Origin of the sequence: Halomonas saccharevitans, assembly GCF_032333995.1 — a bacterium.
Lineage (GTDB): Bacteria > Pseudomonadota > Gammaproteobacteria > Pseudomonadales > Halomonadaceae > Halomonas > Halomonas saccharevitans.
Genome location: NZ_JAVXUR010000002.1, coordinates 493,821 through 515,423 on the forward strand (window position 1 = coordinate 493,821; position 21,603 = coordinate 515,423).

General features: G+C 67.9%; 18 protein-coding genes. 6 read left to right on the plus strand and 12 right to left on the minus strand.

Annotated elements, in window-relative coordinates:
- Positions 1–37: 37 nt before the first annotated feature.
- The 3 genes from RSO68_RS07755 to RSO68_RS07765 all read left to right on the plus strand — a co-directional run bounded on the left by RSO68_RS07755 (position 38) and on the right by RSO68_RS07765 (position 4,071).
- Positions 38–2,320 carry a CehA/McbA family metallohydrolase gene (locus tag RSO68_RS07755; protein ID WP_315586158.1) on the plus strand — a complete coding sequence of 761 codons (2,283 nt, stop codon included), beginning with the start codon at positions 38–40 and terminating at the stop codon, positions 2,318–2,320.
- Positions 2,321–2,442: 122 nt separating this feature from the next.
- The gene (locus RSO68_RS07760) at positions 2,443–2,904 is read left to right on the plus strand and encodes a DUF3592 domain-containing protein (protein WP_315586159.1); all 462 of its coding nucleotides are present in this window, start codon (positions 2,443–2,445) and stop codon (positions 2,902–2,904) included.
- Positions 2,905–3,006: 102 nt separating this feature from the next.
- Entirely contained in the window at positions 3,007–4,071 is a 1,065-nt protein-coding gene (locus RSO68_RS07765) for an endonuclease (protein WP_315586160.1), read from the plus strand.
- Between the two features lie 12 nt (positions 4,072–4,083).
- Here RSO68_RS07765 and arsH read toward each other — a convergent pair whose 3' ends face one another.
- Positions 4,084–4,800, minus strand: a complete 717-nt coding sequence (arsH, locus tag RSO68_RS07770; RefSeq protein ID WP_315586161.1) for an arsenical resistance protein ArsH — start codon at positions 4,798–4,800, stop codon at positions 4,084–4,086.
- Between the two features lie 601 nt (positions 4,801–5,401).
- On the opposite strand from arsH, the gene RSO68_RS07775 reads away from it, so the two are divergent.
- The gene (locus RSO68_RS07775; protein WP_315586162.1) at positions 5,402–6,007 is read left to right on the plus strand and encodes a DUF4202 domain-containing protein; all 606 of its coding nucleotides are present in this window, start codon (positions 5,402–5,404) and stop codon (positions 6,005–6,007) included.
- Between the two features lie 36 nt (positions 6,008–6,043).
- On the opposite strand, the gene RSO68_RS07780 is transcribed toward RSO68_RS07775, so the two are convergent.
- The 4 genes from RSO68_RS07780 to RSO68_RS07795 all read right to left on the minus strand — a co-directional run bounded on the left by RSO68_RS07780 (position 6,044) and on the right by RSO68_RS07795 (position 10,012).
- Positions 6,044–6,427, minus strand: coding sequence for a DUF6746 family protein (locus RSO68_RS07780; RefSeq protein ID WP_315586163.1), 384 nt, complete (start codon positions 6,425–6,427; stop codon positions 6,044–6,046).
- Positions 6,428–6,499: 72 nt separating this feature from the next.
- Entirely contained in the window at positions 6,500–7,609 is a 1,110-nt protein-coding gene (locus tag RSO68_RS07785; protein WP_315586164.1) for a C45 family peptidase, read from the minus strand.
- A 220-nt stretch (positions 7,610–7,829) separates the two neighbouring features.
- Positions 7,830–9,086: a dicarboxylate/amino acid:cation symporter gene (locus RSO68_RS07790; protein WP_089846599.1), complete on the minus strand. Its 1,257-nt coding sequence runs from the start codon at positions 9,084–9,086 to the stop codon at positions 7,830–7,832.
- 158 nt (positions 9,087–9,244) lie between these two features.
- Positions 9,245–10,012 carry a dienelactone hydrolase family protein gene (locus RSO68_RS07795; protein ID WP_390882397.1) on the minus strand — a complete coding sequence of 256 codons (768 nt, stop codon included), beginning with the start codon at positions 10,010–10,012 and terminating at the stop codon, positions 9,245–9,247.
- Between the two features lie 235 nt (positions 10,013–10,247).
- On the opposite strand from RSO68_RS07795, the gene RSO68_RS07800 reads away from it, so the two are divergent.
- Positions 10,248–11,456: an ABC transporter substrate-binding protein gene (locus RSO68_RS07800; protein WP_089846700.1), complete on the plus strand. Its 1,209-nt coding sequence runs from the start codon at positions 10,248–10,250 to the stop codon at positions 11,454–11,456.
- Between the two features lie 338 nt (positions 11,457–11,794).
- Positions 11,795–13,600: a methyl-accepting chemotaxis protein gene (locus RSO68_RS07805; RefSeq protein WP_315586167.1), complete on the plus strand. Its 1,806-nt coding sequence runs from the start codon at positions 11,795–11,797 to the stop codon at positions 13,598–13,600.
- 94 nt (positions 13,601–13,694) lie between these two features.
- On the opposite strand, the gene RSO68_RS07810 is transcribed toward RSO68_RS07805, so the two are convergent.
- The 7 genes from RSO68_RS07810 to typA form a co-directional block, all read right to left on the minus strand.
- Positions 13,695–14,996 (minus strand): branched-chain amino acid ABC transporter permease, encoded by a 1,302-nt coding sequence (locus tag RSO68_RS07810; protein ID WP_315586169.1) that lies wholly within the window; start codon positions 14,994–14,996, stop codon positions 13,695–13,697.
- Positions 14,996–16,000, minus strand: a complete 1,005-nt coding sequence (locus RSO68_RS07815) for a branched-chain amino acid ABC transporter permease (RefSeq protein ID WP_315586171.1) — start codon at positions 15,998–16,000, stop codon at positions 14,996–14,998. Before RSO68_RS07815 ends, RSO68_RS07810 begins: the two co-directional genes overlap by 1 nt.
- 28 nt (positions 16,001–16,028) lie before the next feature.
- Positions 16,029–16,733 carry an ABC transporter ATP-binding protein gene (locus RSO68_RS07820; RefSeq protein ID WP_089846607.1) on the minus strand — a complete coding sequence of 235 codons (705 nt, stop codon included), beginning with the start codon at positions 16,731–16,733 and terminating at the stop codon, positions 16,029–16,031.
- Positions 16,734–16,835: 102 nt separating this feature from the next.
- On the minus strand, positions 16,836–17,603 hold the full coding sequence (locus RSO68_RS07825) for an ABC transporter ATP-binding protein (RefSeq protein ID WP_315586174.1): 768 nt from the start codon (positions 17,601–17,603) through the stop codon (positions 16,836–16,838).
- A 66-nt stretch (positions 17,604–17,669) separates the two neighbouring features.
- Positions 17,670–19,115 carry a sodium-dependent transporter gene (locus tag RSO68_RS07830; protein ID WP_089846611.1) on the minus strand — a complete coding sequence of 482 codons (1,446 nt, stop codon included), beginning with the start codon at positions 19,113–19,115 and terminating at the stop codon, positions 17,670–17,672.
- 129 nt (positions 19,116–19,244) lie between these two features.
- Complete coding sequence (locus RSO68_RS07835; protein WP_315586175.1) at positions 19,245–19,583, minus strand: hypothetical protein; 339 nt, start codon at positions 19,581–19,583, stop codon at positions 19,245–19,247.
- A 125-nt stretch (positions 19,584–19,708) separates the two neighbouring features.
- Positions 19,709–21,535, minus strand: a complete 1,827-nt coding sequence (typA, locus tag RSO68_RS07840; protein WP_089846615.1) for a translational GTPase TypA — start codon at positions 21,533–21,535, stop codon at positions 19,709–19,711.
- Positions 21,536–21,603 lie beyond the last annotated feature (68 nt).

Consider the following 21,603-nt stretch of genomic DNA (forward strand, 5'->3'; position numbering starts at 1 on the left):
CTACCAATAACGACATACTCTGCAAGGGAGCGCTTCAATGACCAAGCGGCTCGAACGACTACTGCTTGCCGGCCTGCTGGCCGGCGCCTCCGCGGCGTCTCACGCCGATGTCAGCATCACCCGCGGCGCCACAACGATCCCCGATGGGGAAGCCCAGGCGAGCGAGGACCTGACCATCGCCAATGAGCGGCTGGCCTTCTCCCTCGCCGTGGAATCCGCGCCGCCCTGGGGCGTGCCCCGCGGCACCCTGGTCGACCTGGCCGCCGTGAAGGAGGGCGAGATCGACCTGGATCGCATCGCCTTCGCCGACTTCATCCCCAACAACTGGTCCTCCTGGCCCAACGACGGCAAGGAGGTGGAGATCGTCGAGGACTCGCCCGAGCGTGCCGTGGTCCGCATCCGCCGCAACTGGGGCGAGGCCTGGGTCACCACCAGCTACACCCTCGAGGCGGGAAGCGATCGCATCCGGCTCAAGACCGAGCTGGAAAACGCCGGCGAGGCGCCGCTGGAGGCCATTCGTTCGGGCTACACCCTGTGGCCGGACACCGGCTTCCTGTTCGGCGTCCCGGGGCTTGGCGATGCCAAGGAAACCGTGGCCGTTGAGGCGCTGACCGATCGCATGGTCGCCTACGATCGCGACTGGGTCTTCGCGCTGCATACCCCCTACTTCGATCGCGTCAACTACGAAGGCCAGGACATGTACCTGGAGCATGACCTCGCGCCCGGCGAGTCGCGCACCTTCGATGGCTGGCTGCAGGTGGTGCCCGAGGGCGACCTGGCGCCGGTGGTGGCCTTCGAGGCCGAGCGGCATGGCGATGCCGTCGGGCAGATCGCGGGCAGCCTGCGCAACGACAGCGGCGAGGCCCCGCAGGACGGCCTGGTCATGGTGGAGCAGGACGGCCACCCCTATGCCTGGACCCTGGCCGAGGACGGCAGCTTCGCGATGTCCCTGCCGGCGGGCGAGTACCGCGCCTATGCCACGGCCCAGGGCCACGCCAACAGCGAGCCCGTCGCGCTGACGGTGACCGAGGGCGGCGAGCAGACGCTCGACTTCGCGGGCCTTAAAGGGCCGGGGACGCTGAGCCTCGACGTGCGCGATGCCGAGACCGGCGCGCCCCGCGATGCCCGCCTGGCAATCCTCGAGGGGCAGCAGCCGCCCGTCGAGTTCCTCGGCAAGCAGACCTTCTTCACCGAGCTGACCCCGGCCGGCACGGCGGAGCTCAACTTGGCGCCCGGCGACTATCGCATGAGCGTCAATGCCGGCGCCGGCTTCACCGCCGGGCAGCAGGAGCTCGAGGTCAGCCTGGCCTCCGGCGAGAGCGTGCAGAAGACCCTCGAGATCGAGCGGCTCGCCGAGCCCAACAACGACTCCTGGTACGGCGCCGACCTGCACCACCACGCCAACATCCTCGAGGGCACCACTCCGCCGGAGACGGTCGTTCGGGCGCAGCTTGCCACCGATCTCGACCTGACGTTCATCAGCGACCATGACTCCACGGCCAACCATGAACGCTTCCAGGCGCTCTCCGGGCAGCGCGGCGTGCCCTTCATCCCGTCCATGGAGGTGTCGGCGTCCTGGGGGCACATGAATCCCTTCCCCATCGACATTGCCGGTGAGCTTCAGGTGGATCCGGGTACCGACAGCGTCCAGGAGATCCTGGCGGAGGCCCGTCGCCTGAACGCCGAGGTGATCCCCCTCAACCACCCGTTCAACGACTACGGTTACCTGCGCAACCTCGCCAACGACAGCGTGCCGGGCGGCTTCGCCACCGGGTTCGACCTGCTGGAGCTCAACGCCGAGGTCGACAACGTCCCGACGCTTCAGACGGCGCATAACCTGTGGGACGAGGGCAGCCGCGTCTTCTTCACCGCGGGCACCGACACCCACGATGCCTGGAACGACCTGACCGGCCGCATTCGCATGATGGCCAAGGTGCCGGGCGAGCTGACTCCGCGCGCCTTCGCCCGCGCCCTCAAGGACGGTCACGGCTACGCGACCCAGGGCCCGCTGCTGCATCCGCGCAATGGCCTGTTCGGCGACGAGCTGCGCCTGCCCGAGGGCGAGGCCTTCACCTGGCAGGTGGACGTCGTGGCCGTCGACGGCCTCAAGGAGGCCCGCCTGATCGGACCGGGCGGTGAGGTGCTCGAGACCGTCGCCCTGGACGGCCGCGAGGCCAGCCTCTCGTTCACCCTGGGCGAGGCCGTCGAGGGCTGGGTCGCCCTCGAGGTCGACGACCAGGACGACGAGACCGCCTGGAGCAACCCGCTGTGGGTGGAGCGTGAGCAGCCGGCCCCCTACACGGCCGCCGCCGAAGGCTGATCGCCCGGCTGTCGTGCGTGACCAGGCCGCGCCCTTTGGGGCGCGGCCTTTTTGTATGGCGCCTTTGCAGCGGTGCCGTCGACGGCCATCATGTCGGCTGACCCGGTGAGGAGCCGAAGACCATGCTCGATATCCCCCTGCTGATCGCCGTCGCCGCCCTGGCCGGTGCCGTCCTCTCGGCGCGCGGCGTATGGCGGCGGCGCGGCGCGAATCGCTGGCCGCAGGTGACGGCCACGGTGACCGGCAGCGAGCTCGAGGAGCTCGGTTCGCCGGTGCAGAATCGCGAGAGCCCGGATCAGTCGCGCCGCTACCTGGCGCGGGTGCACTTCGCCTATCGGGTCGACGGCCATGAGATCATCTCCGACAACGGCCGCTTCGATGGCGCGCCCACCTTCGAGAGCCGGGAGGAGGCCGAGGCGTACCTGGCCGACTACCCGCCCGGCCGCACGCTGGCGATTCGCCACGACCCGGGCAGGCCCTCGCACGCCCTCATCGGCGCGGCGCACCTGCCGACCCGGCGCCTCGGCCTGACGCTCTTCCTGCTGGGCGTGGCCGCCGCCGCGCTGTGGCTCGGGTGGCGCTGAGTCCCGGGCCGGTTATCTCTCTCCCTCGTTTGTCGCCTTTCGTAACAGATTGATCTTCATGCAAAATGCCGCCAGGATAGCGGCCTTTTGCCTGGAGATGGCATGCCGCGTTATCTGCTGGCAGGGCTGCTGGCCCTGTCCCCCCTTTCCCTCTCGGCCGACGTGCTCGTCGGCAGCTGGAACATCGAGCATCTGGGCTGGAACAACGACAAGGCCATGCCCCAGGTAGCCCACGTGGCCAACCATTTCGACCTGCTGGCGGTGCAGGAGCTGATGGATCCGGTGGCCCTGAGCGCGCTGGAGCGTGAGCTCGAGGCGCGCTCGGGCGAGGCCTGGTCCTCCATGGCCAGCCACGCTCTGGGGCGCGGTTCCTACGAGGAGCACTACGGCTTCCTGTGGCGGGAGAGCGAGGTGGCCTACCAGGACGGGGCCGTGGTGTTCATCGATCACGGCGACGTCTTCTCCCGCGAGCCCTACTCGGCGCGCTTTCGCGACGTGGCGAGCGGCGAGCGCTTCACCCTGGCGACCGTGCACGTGGTCTACGGCGACAGCGTGGGCGACCGCCTGCCGGAGATCGCGGCGCTGGCCGACTACTGGCAGTGGCTCGGCGAGATCGCGCCACAGACGCCGCGGCTGCTGGCGGGCGACTTCAACCTGCCGCCCGACCATCCGGGCTGGGCGCCGCTGCGTGCCCTGGGCGCGGTGCCGGCGATCACCGAGGGGCGCTCGACCCTGGCGACCACGGCGGGCGAGTACGCAAGCCTCTACGACAACCTCTGGTACGACGCCGAGCGCCTGACGCCCGACGGCCGGGGCATCCTGCGCTATCCGGCACTGCTGCCCCTGGATCACCGGGCATCGCGCGAGCGGGTCTCGGACCATGCGCCGGTCTACCTGGCGCTCAACGGCGCACGCCTCGAGCCCATACCGGCGGCAGGCGGCGGGGCGCTGGCGGTCGGCGGCTCGCGGAGGCGCTGCATCGACCTCAACGACAGCGACGCGACGCGGCTCGCCGAGCTGCCCCACGTGGGGCCGGCGCGCGCCGCGGATATCATCGCCGGGCGGCCGTGGCGAGGTGCCACCGAACTCACCCGGATCGGGGGGATCGGCGACGGACGGCTGGGGGAGATTCGCGGCAGCGGCCTGCTCTGTGGCGATCGCGGCTGACGGCCGAGGCGCTCAGATCGCCCGCTGGTTGACGCGTGCGGAGAGCTCACTGGCGCTCTCCTTTCGCTCGGAGTAGCGGTCGGTGAGGGTGTCGGTGCGCCCGCGCACCAGCCAGGTGAACTTCACCAGCTCCTCCATCACGTCGACGATGCGGTCGTAATAGGGCGATGCCCGCATGCGATCGTGTTCGTCGAACTCCAGGTAGGCCTTGGGCACCGACGACTGGTTGGGGATGGTCAGCATGCGCATCCAGCGCCCCAGTACGCGCAGCTGATTGACGCTGTTGAATGACTGGGAGCCGCCGCAGACCTGCATCACGGCCAGCGTCTTGCCCTGGGTGGGGCGCACGGCGCCCAGCGAGAGCGGAATCCAGTCGATCTGCGCCTTCATGATGCCGGTCATCGCCCCATGGCGCTCCGGCGAGCACCACACCATGCCCTCGGCCCAGGCGGCCAGCTCCCGCAGCTCGGCGACCTTGGGGTGGCTGGCTTCCTCGGCATCGGGCAGCGGCAGGCCGCGAGGATCGAAGATGCGGGTCTCGGCGCCCATGGCCTCCAGCAGCCGCGCGGCTTCCTCCACCGCGAGGCGACTGAAACTGCGCGTGCGCAGCGAGCCGTAGAGCAGCAGGATCCGGGGCCGATGCGCCGCGGCATCGGCGCCGAGGGCCTCGGGGTCGGGGATGCGAAACAGCGGGCGGTCGATATTGGGAAGGTCGTGCAGAGAGGGCATGAACGTTACGGGGCCTGGGAGGTGGAATGTCTTGCCAACATATCTGCCATTCCATATGTAAGCAACGCCGCCAGCCTGCATCCCTGAGTGCCGGGGAGTCGGCGGCGTGACATCCCGATGATCTTGCGGTGTCCCGGTAATCTCGCTGGGGCCTGATGATCTCTGACGAGGCGCGATCGGCGGGCCGTGATGGGGCAGCGGGCCGGCGTGTGGATCCGCCATGGTGCAGGTGCGAAGTGATCGGGTGCCGCTAGACGTGGCGTCGAGGCGTCATTTTCCGTCAAGAGGTTGTTATATATGTGCTTTATTTTTATTGGCCCGCTTATCGCAACACGTATGACAGGATCGCCATTGGAGTGGCGATGCAACGAGTGAGCTGGCGTGCTCCCACTGGCCCCCTTCGGGGGGCCTTTTTTATGCGCGCTCGTTACGCCTCGTGCGGGCCGAGGCGAGCGAGGCCATCGCACGATCACCGCGGCCTGGGCGGAGGACGATCCGTGGCGGCGGGGCTGGGCCCCGCGCCCGGCGGCCCGGTATGCTGTGGCCGGCGGCGGCCGTCGCCGTCACCGGACCCGACCCTATCCGATCAAGGAGTGCGCCCATGCCCGTCGAATCCCCTCGCGACCCCTCTCCGTTCGCGGCGACCCTCGCCGCCCTGGATGCCCTGCACGCGGAGGACCCTCGCCGAGTGACGGTGGAGGGCGAGTCGATGCCTCAGGAGCTGTGGCACGCGGGGCGGATGAGCGCCTGGCTGGAGCGGCTCGTCGAGGCGCCGGACGAACTGGTGCGCCTGGCGGTGCGCGGCCAGCACCTGCAGCGCTGGCAGGTGCCGCGCGGCGACTATCCCGAGGGGCGCGTGGGCTATCTGACCTGGCGTCGTGATCAGGGGCAGCGCGCCGGCGAGACCACCGCGGCGCTGATGATTGATGCGGGCTACGACGACGCCTCGGCCGAGCGGGTGGCGACGATGATCCGCAAGCAGGGACTGGGACGCGACGCGGGGGTGCAGGCGGTGGAGGACTGCGCCTGCCTGGTGTTCCTGGAGAACTACTTCGGCGACTTCTCCCGGCAGGTCGACCACGATCACCTGATTCGCATCGTGCAGAAGACCTGGCGGAAGATGTCGCCGGGCGCCCATGGGCTGGCCCTCGAGCTGCCGATGACCGCCGAGGCCCGTGCGCTGGTCGAGGAGGCCCTGGCCGGCTGAGGCGCCGGCGCGGCCGTGAGGGCCGCGTTCAGGCCCTTACTCTGCTGCCGTCAGCGGACGCGCGCCGTTGAGGTAGGCCATGCCGTTGAGGCGCACGCGCTCGCGATCGACGCTCTCCGAACCTAGGTGCACTTCCTCGAGGGAGACGGCCATGGCGTCGACCTCGGCATCGATGCGGGCCAGGGCGTTCTCCAGGGTGTAGGAGAGCTCGTGGACGGTGCCCAGGTCGCGGTTGCTCAGCTCGTCCTTGGCCAGCAGCTCGGTCAGCCGCTCGTTGTACTCGCCGAGGTTGGCAATCGCCTCCTCGAGGGTGCGCGACGGCTCGCCCGAGAAGTGGTCCGGCCCTTCGGCGTGGGCGGTGGTGGCGAGCATACCGGTGCAGAGGGCGGTAGAGAATGCGGTGAGCAGCAGCTTCTTCATGCGGGGATCCTTGGTGCAAATGAGAATGTATCGCACGGCTAAGCTATCACCCGTCATTGCACCTGACAATCATTATTGTTCGTCACCCTGTCGCGTTTGACCCGAATCAACGCCGGGCTCGTCGCCGAACTGGACCGTCAGGCTCTCGTCGCTCTCGCACGGCTTGCCGTGGCGCAGCGTGAGGCGCCGCTGGGTCAGGTCCATCACCACCGAGAACAGCGTCTCCATGCGCTCCTCGGCGGGCTGATCGGGGTTGAAGTGGCGACACAGCGAGAGCGGTGCGCCCTCGTGGTCGGCGAGCAGCGCGAACAGCTCCCTCTCGCCGATCGGGCCCTGGTGTGGCAGCGCATCATCCTTCAGAGCGCCCAGCAGGGCATCCAGCCGGGCCAGGCGAGACCGGGAATCGGCGCGCGGGAAGTCCGCCACACGCTGGGCACCGTCGCCGGCATAGAGATGGTTGGTGTGGGTGACCAGGCCGTTCTCGGGGAGCAGCACGCCGGGCTCGCCGGGCTGCACCTCGAGGCCCAGCGCCCGGCCGTCGCCCTGGGCGATAAGGAAGTGCGCCGGCGAGCAGACCCGGTCGTGGCGCGCCACCGCCATGGCGTCGTCCAGGTCGCGGCACTCCAGGATCTTGCGCAGGGCGACGTGGATGGGCAGCCCCGCACCGCAGGTACGGGAGCGGATGGCGTTGAGGCATACGCCGAGGCCGTGTTCGTTCATGCCGATCTTGGCCACCATGCCGGCCTCGCCGATGCTGAACAGCGTCGGGGCGTCGTCGCCGCTGATCTCCAGCGCCACCACGTTGTGCAGCTGATCGCTGCGCCAGTCCCAGTTCTGGGCCAGCCACTGGGTGTGGTCGCGGGCGAGGGCAAAGGCCGAGCAGCCGCCGTTGGCCTGGGTCAGCGAGATCTCGCTTCGGCAGTTCAGGGTCAGGATATCGGCGAAGTCGAGGCCCGCGCCCCGGGCGATGCCGTCCATCTCCTCGAGGATCGCCGGGAAGCCGCGCTCGATCATCGGCAAGAAGCGCTCGGCCACACGGCGCGCCCGGGCCCAGTCCATTCCCACGAAGTCCTGGAAGAGCCGGTCGTAGACCGCGAGGCTGTGGGTGATCCGCTCGCCATGGGCGCGGCCGTGGGCCTCGCCGATCTCGGCCCGGCTGCCGGAGAGAGGGGTGATATGCATGGTGACCTCGCGACTCGCTGCGCATCGACAGGGTCACTGTAGCATTCGCCGGGAGCCGGCAGGGCAGGGGGCTGGTCGCGAGCCGGGTCGGGGGCGCGCCAGGATAGCGGCCCAGGGCGAGCCGTTTATTACAGCGGCCCGGGATGCGCCGTTTATTACAGCGGCCCGGGACGCGCCGCGGAGGGACGCGGCGCCGGAACGGGTCCGGCGCCGCGGGGGATCAGCTCTTGTGAGTGGCGTTGTAGACGCTCTCGTCTAGCTCGCCCTCGCTCTTGCCGACCAGGGTGGTGACCATCAGGTCGCCGGCCACGTTGACGCTGGTGCGGGCCATGTCGAGGATGCGGTCGATGCCGGCGATCACCGCGATCGCCTCCAGCGGGAGGCCGATCTGGGCCATCACGATGGAGAGCATCACCAGGCCCGCGCCGGGCACGCCGGCGGTACCGATAGAGGCCAGGGTGCCGGTCACGATGATCATGCCGTAGTCCATCATGCTGAGCTCGACGCCCAGCAGCTGGGCGATGAACACCGCCACCACGCCCTGGTAGATGGCCGTGCCGTCCATGTTGATGGTGGCACCCACCGGCAGTACGAAGCCGGCCACGCCCTCGGAGACGCCGAGGTTCTTCTGGGCGCAGCGCAGCGAGACCGGCAGGGTGCCGGAGGAGGAGGCCGAGGAGTAGGCCACCACCAGAGCATCGAGGATGCCCTGCAGGTAGCGCACCGGGTTGAGGCGGCCGAGCAGCGCCAGCAGGCCGGAGTAGACGACCAGCACGTGCACCACGCTGGCCAGGTAGGCCACGCCGATGACCTTGGCCAGCGGCAGTAGCACCTCGAGGCCGTAGCTGCCCGAGACGTGGGCGATCAGGCCGAACACGCCGAACGGGGCGAGGGCCATGACGAAGCTGGTCAGCTTGTACATCGCCTCGGCGAAGCTCTCGAAGACGCGCACGACCGGCTCGCCCTTCTCGCCGATCAGGGTCAGCGAGATGCCGAGTCCGATGGCGAAGACGATGATCTGCAGGATGTTGCCGTTGGCCAGCGCGTCGATGGGGTTCTGGGGCACCAGGCCGACCAGGATCTCCACCAGGCTGGGGGCCTCCTTGGCCTCCATGCCGGACTCGAAACTCATCTCCAGGCCCACGCCGGGCTGGAAGATCAGCGAGGCCAGCAGGCCGATGGCGATGGCGAAGGCGGTGGTGATCAGGTACAGGCCGATGGTGCGCACGCCGATGCGGCCCATCTTCTGCGGGTCGCGCATCGCCGTGATGCCCACCACCAGGGTGGAGAACACCAGCGGCACGATCAGCATCTTGATGGCGCTGATGAAGACGTCACCAATGGGCTTGAAGACGCTGGCGTCCTCGCCCATCAGCGCGCCGGCGAGGATGCCGAGCGCCAGGCCGGCGAGGATCTTCTGCCACAGGGGAATGCGCCGCCACACGTTGGTGGGCGCGGCCGTCGAGGGGCTCGTCACGTCGGTACTCCTTTCTGCAAAACAGCTTTTATGTGGTGGTTGTCAGTTCCGGAAAGCGATTCTACAGAAAGAAAAACCATTAATCTTTGATTAAACGAACGGCTTCTTGCGAGATGGCGACGAGTGCGGCGACCCGCGCCGCGGGCCGCCCGGGGGGATCACAGCGCCTCGTCGAGCAGACTCAGGAAGGCGGCCCAGGACTTCTCGTCGGCCCGCGCCTGGTAGCGCTCGCTGCCGAAGACGGTGAAGGCGTGGGGCGCGCCCGAGTAGATCTCGATCTCGTAGGGGGTGCCGGCGGCCTCGAGCTCACGGCCCAGGGCCGCGACGTCGTCCAGCGAGATCGAGCCATCGGCGCCGCCGTGGGCCACCAGGATCGGTCCGGTATCGGCGCGATAGCCCTGGCCGTCGGGGGTGGTCAGGCCGCCGTGGAAGGTAGCGAAGCCGGCCATCTCCCCGGCCGCGTCCGAACGGGCGAGCTCCAGCACCACCGCGCCCCCGAAGCAGTAGCCCATGATCACCACCGGGCCGGCGGCCCCCTGGGCGCGCGCCTCCTCGAGGCCGGCCAGGGTCAGGCGGCGCATGCGCTCGCGATCCTCGTAGAGTCGCGCGGTCTCGGCCTTCTTGGCGTCCGTCTCCACCGGGCGATTACCCTGTCCGTACAGATCGATGGCGAAGGCGTCGACGCCCAGCTCGGCGAGCATGTCGGCGCGCCGGCGCTCGTAGTCGGTGAGGCCGTCCCAGTCGTGGACGATCAGCACGGTGCCGCGGGATTCATCCGGGGCGCTCGCCAGGTAGCCGGCGAAGGCCTCGCCGTCCACGGCGTAGTCGATGGCCTGGCCGGCGGGTTGATCGGCCTGGGCATGGCTCATGAAAAACGTGAGGGGAGTGATCAGGGCGAAGGCGAGGGGCGTCAGGCGTGGTGTCATGGTGACCTCTTGGCAGGGGGAACGGCCCTCAGTATAGGTCGGGGTGTGCGGTTGCGTTGAAGCGTGTGTGCGAACCCTTAAGCACTGGCGTTCCGCCATTTTGATCAATGACTTGGCGAGTTCCGACGGGCCCGAAGCGTTGGCAGCGCCGGCTTGTGTTTTACTCCTCGGCCTTCCAGATTGGGAGGTGTGATTCATGCAGTTCATGATCCGAGCAACCAGAGCGAGACTAACAATCATGAAGAAACGCGTTCTAGCGACGGCGGTGGCGGCGACCACCCTGGCCCTCTCCGGCATGGCGCAGGCCGAGGTCAAGGTCGGCTTCCTGGGTGGCTTCACCGGCGGCATCGAGAGCCTGACGCCGCCGATCTTCGACGGCGCCCAGCTGGCGGTGAGTCAGGTCAACGAGCAGGGCGGCCTGCTGGGCGGCCAGGAGCTGGTGATGCCCACCGGCGACACTACCTGTTCCGATGCCTCGGCCGCCTCGAATGCCGCCGACCGCATGGTCAACACCGAGCAGGTCACCGCCATCGTCGGGGCTCTGTGCACCGGCGCGACCATCGCCGCGGCCAACAACGCCGCCGTCCCGGGCGGGGTGACCATGGTCTCGCCGGCCTCCACGGCGCCGGCGGTAACCGACCTCGACGACAACGACCTGGTGTTCCGCACCGTGCCCTCGGATGCCTTCCAGGGCGAGATGCTCGCCAAGTTGCTGATCTCCAAGGACATCGAGGAAGTCGTCGTCACCTACGTCAACAACGACTACGGCCGCGGCCTCTCCGAGGCCTTCAGCGCGGCCTTCGAGGCCGCGGGCGGCACGGTGGTGGAGAACCTCGCCCACGAGGACAATCGCGCCGACTACCGCTCGGAGCTGGGGATCCTTTCCTCCACCGGCGTGCCGAACCTGGTGGTGCTGGCCTACGCCGACACCTCCGGCCAGACGGTGGTGCGCCAGGCCTACGAGAGCGGCATGTTCACCCAGTACATCGGGGCCGACGGCATGGTCGGCGACAGCCTGGTCGAGGCCATCGGCGCCGACGTGCTCGACGGCATGATCGCCACCCGCCCGGGCAGCCCCGAATTGCCGGGCACCGAGATGTTCCAGGCCCAGGCCGAGGAAGCCGGCATCGATCCCAGCGCGGTGTTCGCCGCCCAGGCCTACGACGCCGCCTTCCTGGTGGCGCTGGCCATCGAACAGCACGGCAGTGCCGAGCGCGAGGGGCTCAACGAGGCGCTGCGCAGCGTGGCCAGCGCGCCGGGCGAGGTGGTGCTGCCCGGCGAGTGGGAGAAGGCGGTGGAGCTGATCGCCGCCGGCACCGAGATCAACTACGAGGGCGCCTCCGGCACCCACGAGTTCGATGCCAACGGCGATGTGCCGGGCGTGGTGCTGGAGATGGTGATCGAGGACGGCACCTTTACCAGTCAGGGCTACGTCGACCTCTGAGGGTCGCGCTCCCGTTGATCGGAGGCGAATGAACGAGGGCCCCGGCGGGCAACCGCCGGGGCTTTTCTCGTGGTGGTCTCGAAGGCGATTCGTTAAGTTAGTCTTATATATAACAACAAATCTTGATATACATCATGTAACGACAGCGCCCAATCCCGACAATGGGACGATGTGTGGCATCGACTCGCCAGGCCCGCGTCGAGAGCCGCGCCCATGACATCCTCGCTTCACGCCCTTCGGTGCCGCCGTCGGCTTGGCCAATTGTCATGCCGCGGTCTGTCCCCATCTCGCGACGCCCGCGCTTTCTAGCCACTTCTGTTTCCCTGGGAGACCCAATAATGAACAATGCTTCCTCCGCCGCGCCCCCCCGGTTTCGCCTGCTGCGGTTCGTCACCGACAGCCTGCAGGTGAAGATCCTGCTGCTGGTCCTCATGCCGCTGATTCTCTCCTCCTCCTGCCTGCTGCTGCTCGAGGGGTATGGCAGTTTTCAGGCCAATCAGGAACAGGTCGAGCAGCAGCGTGAGCTGCTGCTCGAGGCGCGCCAGCGCGGCGTGCGGGGCCACGTCGAGCTCGCCACGTCCATGGTGGAACGAATCGCCGCCACGGTGCCCGACACCGACGAGGCGAAACGGCGCGCCATGGAGTTGCTCGATAGCCTGCGCTTCGAGGGCGACAACTACATCTTTGCCTTCGAGTCGGACGGCCACATGCTGGTGCAGCCGGCGGCGCCCGACACGGTGGGCACCAACATGTTCGGGGCCACCGACGCCAACGGCATTCACATGATCCGCGACATGGCCCAGCTGGCCGCGGCGGGCGGCGGTTCCTATCGGTACGAGTGGCCGGACCCCGAGACCGGCGAGCCCGAGCCCAAGCACTCCTATGTCGCCTCCGTCGAGCCCTGGGGCTGGGTGATCGGGGCCGGCGTCTATGTCAGTGATATCGAGGCGGCCATGGCGGGTATCGAGGCGGCGGCCGAGGAGTCGCTCATCGCTTCTCTGGTCCGGCTCTGGAGCCTGGGCACCGTGGCCAACCTGATCATTGCGGCCTTCGCGATGTGGCTGGCGCGCCGCACGGTTCACCAGGTGCGCTATACGGCCTCGACCATCAAGGAGGTCGCCAGCGAGGTGGCGGCCGGCCGGGGGGATCTGACCCGGCGCCTGACCGTTCGCAGCCGCGACGAGATCGGCGAGCTGGGCGAGCAGTTCAACGCCTTCCTCGAACGCATGCAGTCGATGCTGCGCGACGTGCGCCACGGCGCCAACGCGGTCTCCTGGGCGGCCAACGATATCGCCCAGGGCAGCGAGGAGCTGGCGGCACGCACCGACCAGGCCGCGGCCAGCCTGCAGCAGACCTCCTCGGCCATGGAAGAGATCACCTCCACGGCGGAGAACAACGCCAGCCACACCGAGCAGGCCGACCAGCTGGTCACCGCCACCTCCGGTGTCGCCCAGCAGGGCCAGGCGGCCATGCAGGGCGTCGAGAAGACCATGGGCGACATCAACCGCTCGTCGTCGCAGATCGGCGATATCGTCTCGATGATCGACTCCATCGCCTTCCAGACCAATATCCTGGCGCTCAACGCCTCGGTCGAGGCGGCGCGTGCCGGCGAGCACGGTCGCGGCTTCGCCGTGGTGGCTCAGGAGGTGCGCAAGCTCGCCCAGCGCTCGGCGGAGGCGGCCAGCGAGATCAAGGGCCTGATCGAGTCGTCGGTGACGCTCTCCCAGGACGGCACCAAGATCGTGCAGCGGGCCGGCGAGACCATGCGCGAGATCTTCGACCGCGTGGGGCAGGTGACGGCCGTGATCTCCGAGATCAACGCTGGGTCGCGAGAGCAGAGCGCCGGCATCGCGGAGGTCAACACGGCCGTCAATCAGCTCGATACCATGACCCAGCAGAATGCCACCATGGTCGAGCAGAGCTCCGACACGGCCGCCCAGATGCGCCGCCAGGCCGAGCAGCTCAGCGGCCTGATCAGCGGCTTCGTGCTGGGCGATGAGCGCGAGGAGAGCGCCCTTCATGCCAGCCACCATGCGAGCCAGGCGTCGTCCACCGCCTCGGCGACGCCGGCGTCCGACGAGGCCTCGCCCCGGGCGCGTTTGTCGAAGGCCGAGGAGCGTGAGCCCGAGTGGGAGGCCTTCTAGCGGCAGCCGGCCCGCTCGTCACCTGACGAGCGGGCCGGTCAGCCAACAAGAGAGATGCCATCGGCCCGGGACCGCGTCCCGGGCCGATGACGTGTCAGGCCACGTGCCTGACCTTCTCCGGCAGCAGCCCCTTGGGCGCGAAGCGCAGCACCAGGGTGATCAGCAGCCCGATCACGAACACCCGCGCCTGCAGCGCTCGGCTGTCCATGTTGGTGGGCGCCTCCCAGCCGAAGGTGCCCTCGCCGAAGGCGACGACCAGCTCCATCACAAACAGCGCCAGCGGCTCGGACATGATCCAGATGAGATAGACCGCTACGGCGCCGAAGATGGTGCCCAGGTTATTGCCGGGACCGCCCAGGATGACCATCACCAGGACCAGGAAGGTGTGGTTGAGCGGCAGGTAGCCCTGGGGGTCGAACATGCTGTTGAAGCTGCCGAGCGCGGCGCCGCCGATGCCCATCAGGATGCAGCCCAGCACGAAGATCTCCAGACGCCGCCGGTTGATGTCCTTGCCCATGGCGGCGGCAGAGAGCTCGTTGTCGCGAATGGCGCGGATCATCCGCCCCCAGGGGGCGTGATAGGCGCGACTCAGCAGGAAGAAGATCACTGCGATCATCACCGCGGTCACCGACAGGTACATCGCCCGGGCCAGGGTGAAGCCGACCTCGGCAGGGCCCGGCACCGGCCAGGGCAGCGGCGAGACGGTGGCGGTGCCGCGGGTCAGCCAGTCGGAGTTCTTGAGGAAGGCCTTGATGATCTCGGCGATGCCCAGGGTCGCGATCGCCAGGTAGTCGCTGCGCAGCCCCAGGCAGACCCGGCCGATGAAGAAGCCCACTGCGCCTGCCAGCGCGCCGCCGACGATCCAGCCCACGCCGACCGGCAGCCCCAGGCCGCCGATGAAACCGGCCTGGGACTCGATCTGATCGGTCACGCCGCGCAGGGCGTTGATCACCACCAGGTAGAGCACGACCCCGAGCACCACGGCGATGACGGTGCGCAGCCGCTTCGGCACGCCGAGCCGGTCGAGCCGGGTGGCGCCGAGCACCACCAGGATGGCGGCGATCATGTAGAGCAGTACCAGGCCAAGCTCGCCGGGCAGCTCGCTGCCCCAGAACGCCTCGTTGACCGGGATGCTGAAGAACATGGCGCTGAAGCCGCCCAGGGCCACGAAGCCCATTACCCCGGCATTGAACTGTCCGGCATAGCCCCACTGGATGGTCAGGCCGAGGGCCAGGATGGCGTAGCAGGAGGCCTCCACCAGCATGCGGGTGCTGTAGGCACTGCCCATCGCGGCGTAGACGCCGAGCACGGCCGCCAGCAGGGCGAGGAAGAGCAGTATTTCCCGCAGCGGCAGGCGGCTGGGGGTGGCGACGATATCGGTGCGTCTGGTTTCCATCAGATCACCTTGCCCTTGAAGATGCCGGTGGGGCGCCACACCAGGATGACGACCAGGATGAAGAAGGGCACCACGATCTTGTACTCGGTGCCGACGAAGGCGAGATTGCCGGCCTGGGTCAGCCACTCCGGCAGGCTGTCGCGGAAGGGCCTGAGCAGCACGCTCCAGTTGAACACCGCCAGGGTCTCGGCGAAGCCCACCACGAAGCCGCCGGCCACGGCCCCGAAGGGATGACCCACGCCGCCGACGATGGCGGCGGCGAAGATCGGCAGCAGCAGGAAGAAGCTGAGATCGGGCTTGAAGGTGACGTCCAGCGACAGCAGGGTGCCAGCGATGGCGGCGAGCCCGCCGGCGATCACCCAGGTCACGGCGACGATGGTGTTGGTGTTGATGCCCGAGGCCTGGGCCAGGTCGGGGTTGTCGGACATGGCGCGCATCGCCTTGCCGAGCCGCGAGCGGGTCAGGAAGAGGTGCAGGCCCACCACGGCGACGAGGGTGATCCCGAAGAGCCAGAGCTGCGGCTCGGTGATCACCACCGGCACCCGTACGCCCTCGAAGGGCAGGGCGAGGCGGAATATCTCCTTGCGATCATCGACGTAGAGGCTCTGGCCGCCGGTGCCCGAGAACAGCCGGATCAGGCCCTGCAGCATCAGCGTCACCCCCAGCGAGCCGATCACCAGCACGATGGGCTTGACGCCGTGGGCGCGCAGCGGCTTGTAGAAGGCGCGGTCGATGCCCACCGCGAGCAGCGCCGTGAGCGCCATGGCCACCGGCAGCAGCACCAGCGCGGCGGGCACGCCGAAGGCCGCCCCGGCCCCCGGGAAGGCGCTGGCCAGCAGCAGCACCATGAAGGCGCCGAAGGTCATCATGTCGCCATGAGCGAAGTGGGCGAAGCGCATGATGCTGAAGATCAGCGTCACGCCCACCGCGCCGATGGCGTAGATCGAGCCGGTCACGCTGCCGGCGATCACCACGTTGTTGATGAAGAAGACGAGTTCGTTCACGAAGGATTCTCCAGGTCGGGCGCCGGGACTAGCCGCCGAGGAAGCTCTTGGCGACGTCCGGGTCGGCCAGCAGGGCGGCCCCGGTATCGGTGAAGCGATTCTGGCCGGCGGCCAGCACGAAGCCCTTGTCGGCGATGCCGAGCGCCTGCTTGGCGTTCTGTTCGACCATCAGGATGCCCACTCCGGCCGAGTTGACCCGCTTCACCTGCTCGAAGATCTCGTTCATGTAGAGCGGCGAGAGGCCGGCGGTGGGCTCGTCGAGCAGCAGCAGGCTGGGTTCGGCCATCAGCGCCCGGCCCATGGCCACCATCTGGCGCTGACCGCCGGAGAGCTCGCCGGCCGGCTGGTGGCGCTTCTCATGGAGCGGCGGGAAGAACTCAAAGACCTGGGCCAGCATGCGCTTGACGTTGCCCGGCTTGAGGAAGGCGCCCATCTCCAGGTTCTCCTTCACCGTGAGGCTCGGGAAGACGTTGTTCTCCTGGGGCACGAAGCCCATCCCCTTCTGCACCAGCTTGTTGGGGGGCAGGTTGTGGATCGGCTCGCCGCGCAGCAGGATCTCGCCCTGGCTGACGTGGAGCAGCCCGAACACGGCCTTGAGCATGGTGGACTTGCCGGCCCCGTTGGGACCGACGATCACGCCGATCTGGTCGGACTCGATGGCCATGTCCACCCCGTTGAGGATGTTCATGCCGCCGTAGCCGCCGTGCACGTTGCGTGCGTCGAGTAATGGCATGGTCAGTCGTTCTCTGCGTTCGTTATCGTTATTGGCGGCGTCCCGTGGGACGCTGTACCCCCGAGGAGGCATCGGCACACCGCTCAGCTGGCGGCGCCCCAATCAGCTGGCCGCGCCAAAGTACGCCTCGATGACCTCGGGGTTGTTCTGGATCTCCGCGATGCTGCCCTCGACCATCACGCTGCCCTGGGCCAGCACGATCACCGGGTCGCAGAGCCGGGCGATCATGTCCATGTCGTGCTCGATGACCAGGAAGGTGTAGCCCAGCTCGCGATTGAGCCGCTCGATGTTGGTGACGAGATCGCCGAGCAGGGTGCGGTTGACGCCGGCGGCGATCTCGTCGAGCAGCACCACCTGGGCGTCGGTCATCATGGTGCGGCCGAGCTCGAGGAGCTTCTTCTGGCCGCCGGAGAGGTTGCCGGCGAGTTCGTTGCGCACGTGGTGCAGGCCGATGAAGTCGATCACCTCCAGCGCCCGGCGGCGCACCTCGGTCTCCTCGCTTCGCACCAGGCCCGGCGTGAACCAGGCGGCGAACAGGTTCTCGCCGGACTGGGCCGGCGGCACCATCATCAGGTTCTCCAGCGCCGTCATGTGGGAGAACTCGTGGGCGATCTGGAAGGTGCGCAGCAGACCCCGGTGGAAGAGCGCGTTGGCCGGCTGGTTGGTGATGTCGTCGCCGTCGAGCAGGACCCGGCCGCTGTCCAGCGGCAGGGCCCCGGCGATGATGTTGAACAGCGTCGACTTGCCGGCCCCGTTGGGGCCGATCAGGCCGGTGATCGAGCCCTTCTCCACCTGGATCGAGCAGTCGTTGATGACCTTGAGGCCCCCGAAGGCCTTGTTGACGTGCTGTACATCGATGATGGCGGCCATGGCGGATCCCGTGGGTTGTTGTTCTGATGATGCGCTTCGGACGCTGCCGTTATCACGCTCCTGCGCTTACTGCTGCTGGCTGTCGTCGGCGAGGAAGGTGCGACCCGCGGCGAAGGCACCGACGATCACCACGGCGCCGATGGCCGGGATCAGGTAGCCCTCCACCTGGGGAATGCTGCGCAGGAAGACGAAGGCCACCGCCGCCGGCGCCACGAAACGCACCAAAAAACGCCAGAGGCGGAACCAGCGCTCGTTGGTGTGCATCTCCTTCATCACCTCGGAGTGGGTCAGCGCCCAGCCGGCGAACAGCGCGATCATCAGGCCGCCCAGCGGCATGAAGATGTTGGTCAGCATCTCGATCAGGCCGAAGGCGCTGCGCCCGAACAGGGTGTGGAAGAGCGTGCCCTCGGCCCACAGGTTGAAGCTGACCACGGTGAGCAGGCCCAGCGCCCAGCTGGCGATCACCATCATGATTACGGCCTGGGGGCGGGTCAGGTCGAAGCGCTCGACCAAAAAGGCTGCCACGGGCTCGATCAGCGAGATCGACGAGCTGATCGCCGCGCCCAGCACCAGCAGGAAGAACACGCCGCCGACCAGGGCGCCGCCCGGCATCTCGGCGAAGGCCAGCGGCAGGGTGACGAACATCAGGCCGGGGCCCTCGCCGGGGTTCAGGCCGGAGCCGAAGACCAGCGAGAAGATCGCCAGGCCCGCCACCATGGCCACCGCGGTGTCGACCACGGCGATCGCGAAGGCGGTGCGGGTCAGCGATGACTCGCCCGGCATGTAGGCGCCGTAGGCCATGATGGCGCCCATGCCGAGGCTCAGCGTGAAGAACGACTGCCCCATCGCCTCGAGCCAGCCCTCGAGGCTCAAGTCGGCCAGGTTGAAGGTGAACAGGAAGCTCGCTGCGGCGCCGATGTCGCCGACCACGGCGCCATAGCCCAGCACCACCAGCAGGATCACGAACAGCGAGGGCATCAGCAGGCGCAGGCCGCTCTCGATGCCCTTGTGGATGCCCAGGCCCACGATCAGCGCCGAGGCGGCGATAAACAGGGTGTGATAGAGGGTCAGCAGCATCGGCGAGGCGAGCAGCGCATCGAAGCTCTGGCCGGCCCCGGCGGCGTCGATATCGGCCATCCCCCCGGTCAGCATCAGCCCGGTGTAGTGGATCGCCCAGCCGGCGATCACCGAGTAGAAGCTCAGGATCAGGAAGGCGGAGGCGGCCCCCAGCCAGCCGATCGACTCCCAGGCGCGGGAGGTCTGGTGGGTGCGGGTGAGAAAGCGCATGCCCATGATCGGACTGCGTCGGCTGTTGCGGCCGAGCATGATCTCGGCGATCAGTATGGGGATGCCCACGGCGAAGATGGTCAGGGCGTAGACCAGGATGAAGGCGCCGCCGCCGTTTTCGCCGGTCAGGTAGGGGAAGCGCCAGAGGTTGCCGAGCCCGACGGCCGAGCCGACGGCGGCCAGCAGGAAGGTGCCCTTGTGGGTCCAGACGTTATGCGTGCTCATGGGAGTCCAGGATTGCCTTGGTGGGCCTTGTGAGCCTGTGCCGCCAACTTTGCGGCACGAGGGCCTGTCTGGCTAGTAGGCCAGCGTTTAGGAGGCGTTGGCGGTGCCCGGTGGTCACCGCCGTCGGGATCAGTCTTGGGGATCTTCCGGCTCTTCCGACTCGTCCGATTCCTCGGGGTGACGAGGTTCGAGGGCGCGGAAGGCGTCGGGCAGGCGCACCGTGTCGCCGAGCGTGAGGTCGCCGGCGGCCTGCTGGCGTCGACCGTTGTCGTCGGCGATCAGGGCCACCACCTCGCCGATGCTGGTGCTTTCGACCCGGGCCGCGACCTTCACCCTGACGGTGAATCCACGGTAGCTGGCCGACAGGATGCTGCCGCGCTGGGGCGGGCGGTAGTCGTCGGGATGGTTGGCATAGTAACGCAGGACGCCCCGCTCGCCGGGATCGTCCCACTCCACGTGCTTGTGCATGTCGGCACTCCTTGGGTGGGTGATTCAGCCTCCAGCATAGCCGCCGCCGGGACGCGGGGCCGTTTGCAGCGGCCACAAACGACAGAGCCCGCCGGATGGGCGGGCTCTGGCGGTGGCGGGCCGGCTTACTTCTTGCTGGCGCGCTTGCGTTCGTTCTCGGTCAGGTGCTTCTTGCGCAGGCGGATGTGGCTGGGGGTGACTTCCACCAGCTCATCGGAATCCAGGAATTCGATGGCCTGCTCGAGCGTGAAGTTGATCGGCGGGGTCAGCACGATGTTCTCGTCGTTGCCCGTGGAACGCATGTTGTCGAGCTTCTTGCCCTTGGTGGGGTTGACCACCATGTCGTTGGCGCGGTTGTTGATACCGATCAGCATGCCCTCGTAGACCTCGGTGGCATGGTCGATGATCAGCTTGCCGCGATCCTGCAGGGCGTAGAGCGCGTAGGCCAGCGCCTTGCCGGGGACCATGGAGACCAGCACGCCGTTGCGCCGCTCGATGGAGGCGTCGGGCTTGAGCGGGCCGTAGTGATCGAAGCGGCTGGTGAGGATGCCGGTACCGGAGGTCAGGGTCAGGAACTGGCCACGGAAGCCGATCAGCCCGCGGGCGGGGATGATGAAGTCCAGGCGCACGCGGCCCTTGCCGTCCGGGTTCATGTTGACCAGCTCACCCTTGCGGTAGCCGAGCTCCTCCATGACAGAGCCCTGGTGCTGCTCCTCGCAGTCGATGATCACTTCCTCGTAGGGCTCCTGCTGCTCCCCGTCGATCTCGCGAATGATCACCTCGGGACGGCCCACGGCCAGCTCGAAGCCCTCGCGGCGCATGCTCTCGATCAGCACCGAGAGGTGCAGCTCGCCGCGACCGGAGACGATGAACTTCTCCGGGCTGTCGCCCTGCTCGACGCGCAGCGCCACGTTGTGGATCAGCTCCTGGTCGAGGCGATCCCTGATGTTGCGGCTGGTGACGAACTTGCCTTCCTTGCCGGCGAAGGGCGAGTCGTTGACCTGGAAGGTCATGGAGACGGTCGGCTCATCGACGGTCAGTGCCGGCAGCGCCTCGACGACGGCCGGGTCGCAGAGGGTGTCGGAGATCGCCAGGTTGTCGATGCCGGTGACGCAGATGATGTCGCCGGCGGTGGCCTCGTCGGTCTGCACCCGCTCCAGGCCCAAGTGGGTCATGACCTGGCCGATCTTGCCCTTGCGCTCCTTGCCTTCCTTGCTGATCACGGTGATCTGCTGGTTCGGCTTGACCGAGCCGCGGGTGATGCGGCCCAGGCCAATGACGCCGACGTAGCTGGAGTAGTCCAGCGCCGAGATCTGCATCTGGAAGGGGCCGTCGAGCTCGACCTTGGGCGGCTCGACGATGTCGACGATGGACTGGAACATCGGCGTCATGTCCTCGGCCAGCTGCTCCGGCTCCGGCCCGGCGATGCCGTTCAGGGCCGAGCAGTAGATGATCGGGAAGTCGAGCTGGTCGTCGCTGGCGCCGAGGTTGTCGAACAGGTCGAAGATCTGGTCGATGACGTAGTCGGGACGCGCGCCGGGGCGGTCGATCTTGTTGACCACGACGATCGGCTTCAAGCCCTGGTCGAAGGCCTTCTGGGTCACGAAGCGAGTCTGCGGCATGGGGCCGTCGACGGCGTCGACCAGCAGCAGCACGGAGTCGACCATCGACATCACGCGCTCGACCTCGCCGCCGAAGTCGGCGTGTCCGGGGGTGTCGACGATGTTGATGTGGTAGTCCTGGCCGTCGGGGGCCTGCCAGCGGATCGCCGTGTTCTTGGCCAGGATCGTGATGCCACGCTCCTTCTCCTGGTCATTGGAGTCCATGATGCGCTCCTGCCCCTCGGCCTTGCGGTCGAGAGTGCCGGACTGGCTGAGCAGTTTGTCGACCAGGGTGGTCTTGCCGTGGTCGACGTGAGCGATGATGGCGATGTTGCGAAGATTCTCGATCACGACGGGATCCTGCTGACAAAATTGGGGGCGCATTATAGGGGCAGGGCGACGACGGCTACCAGCTTTGT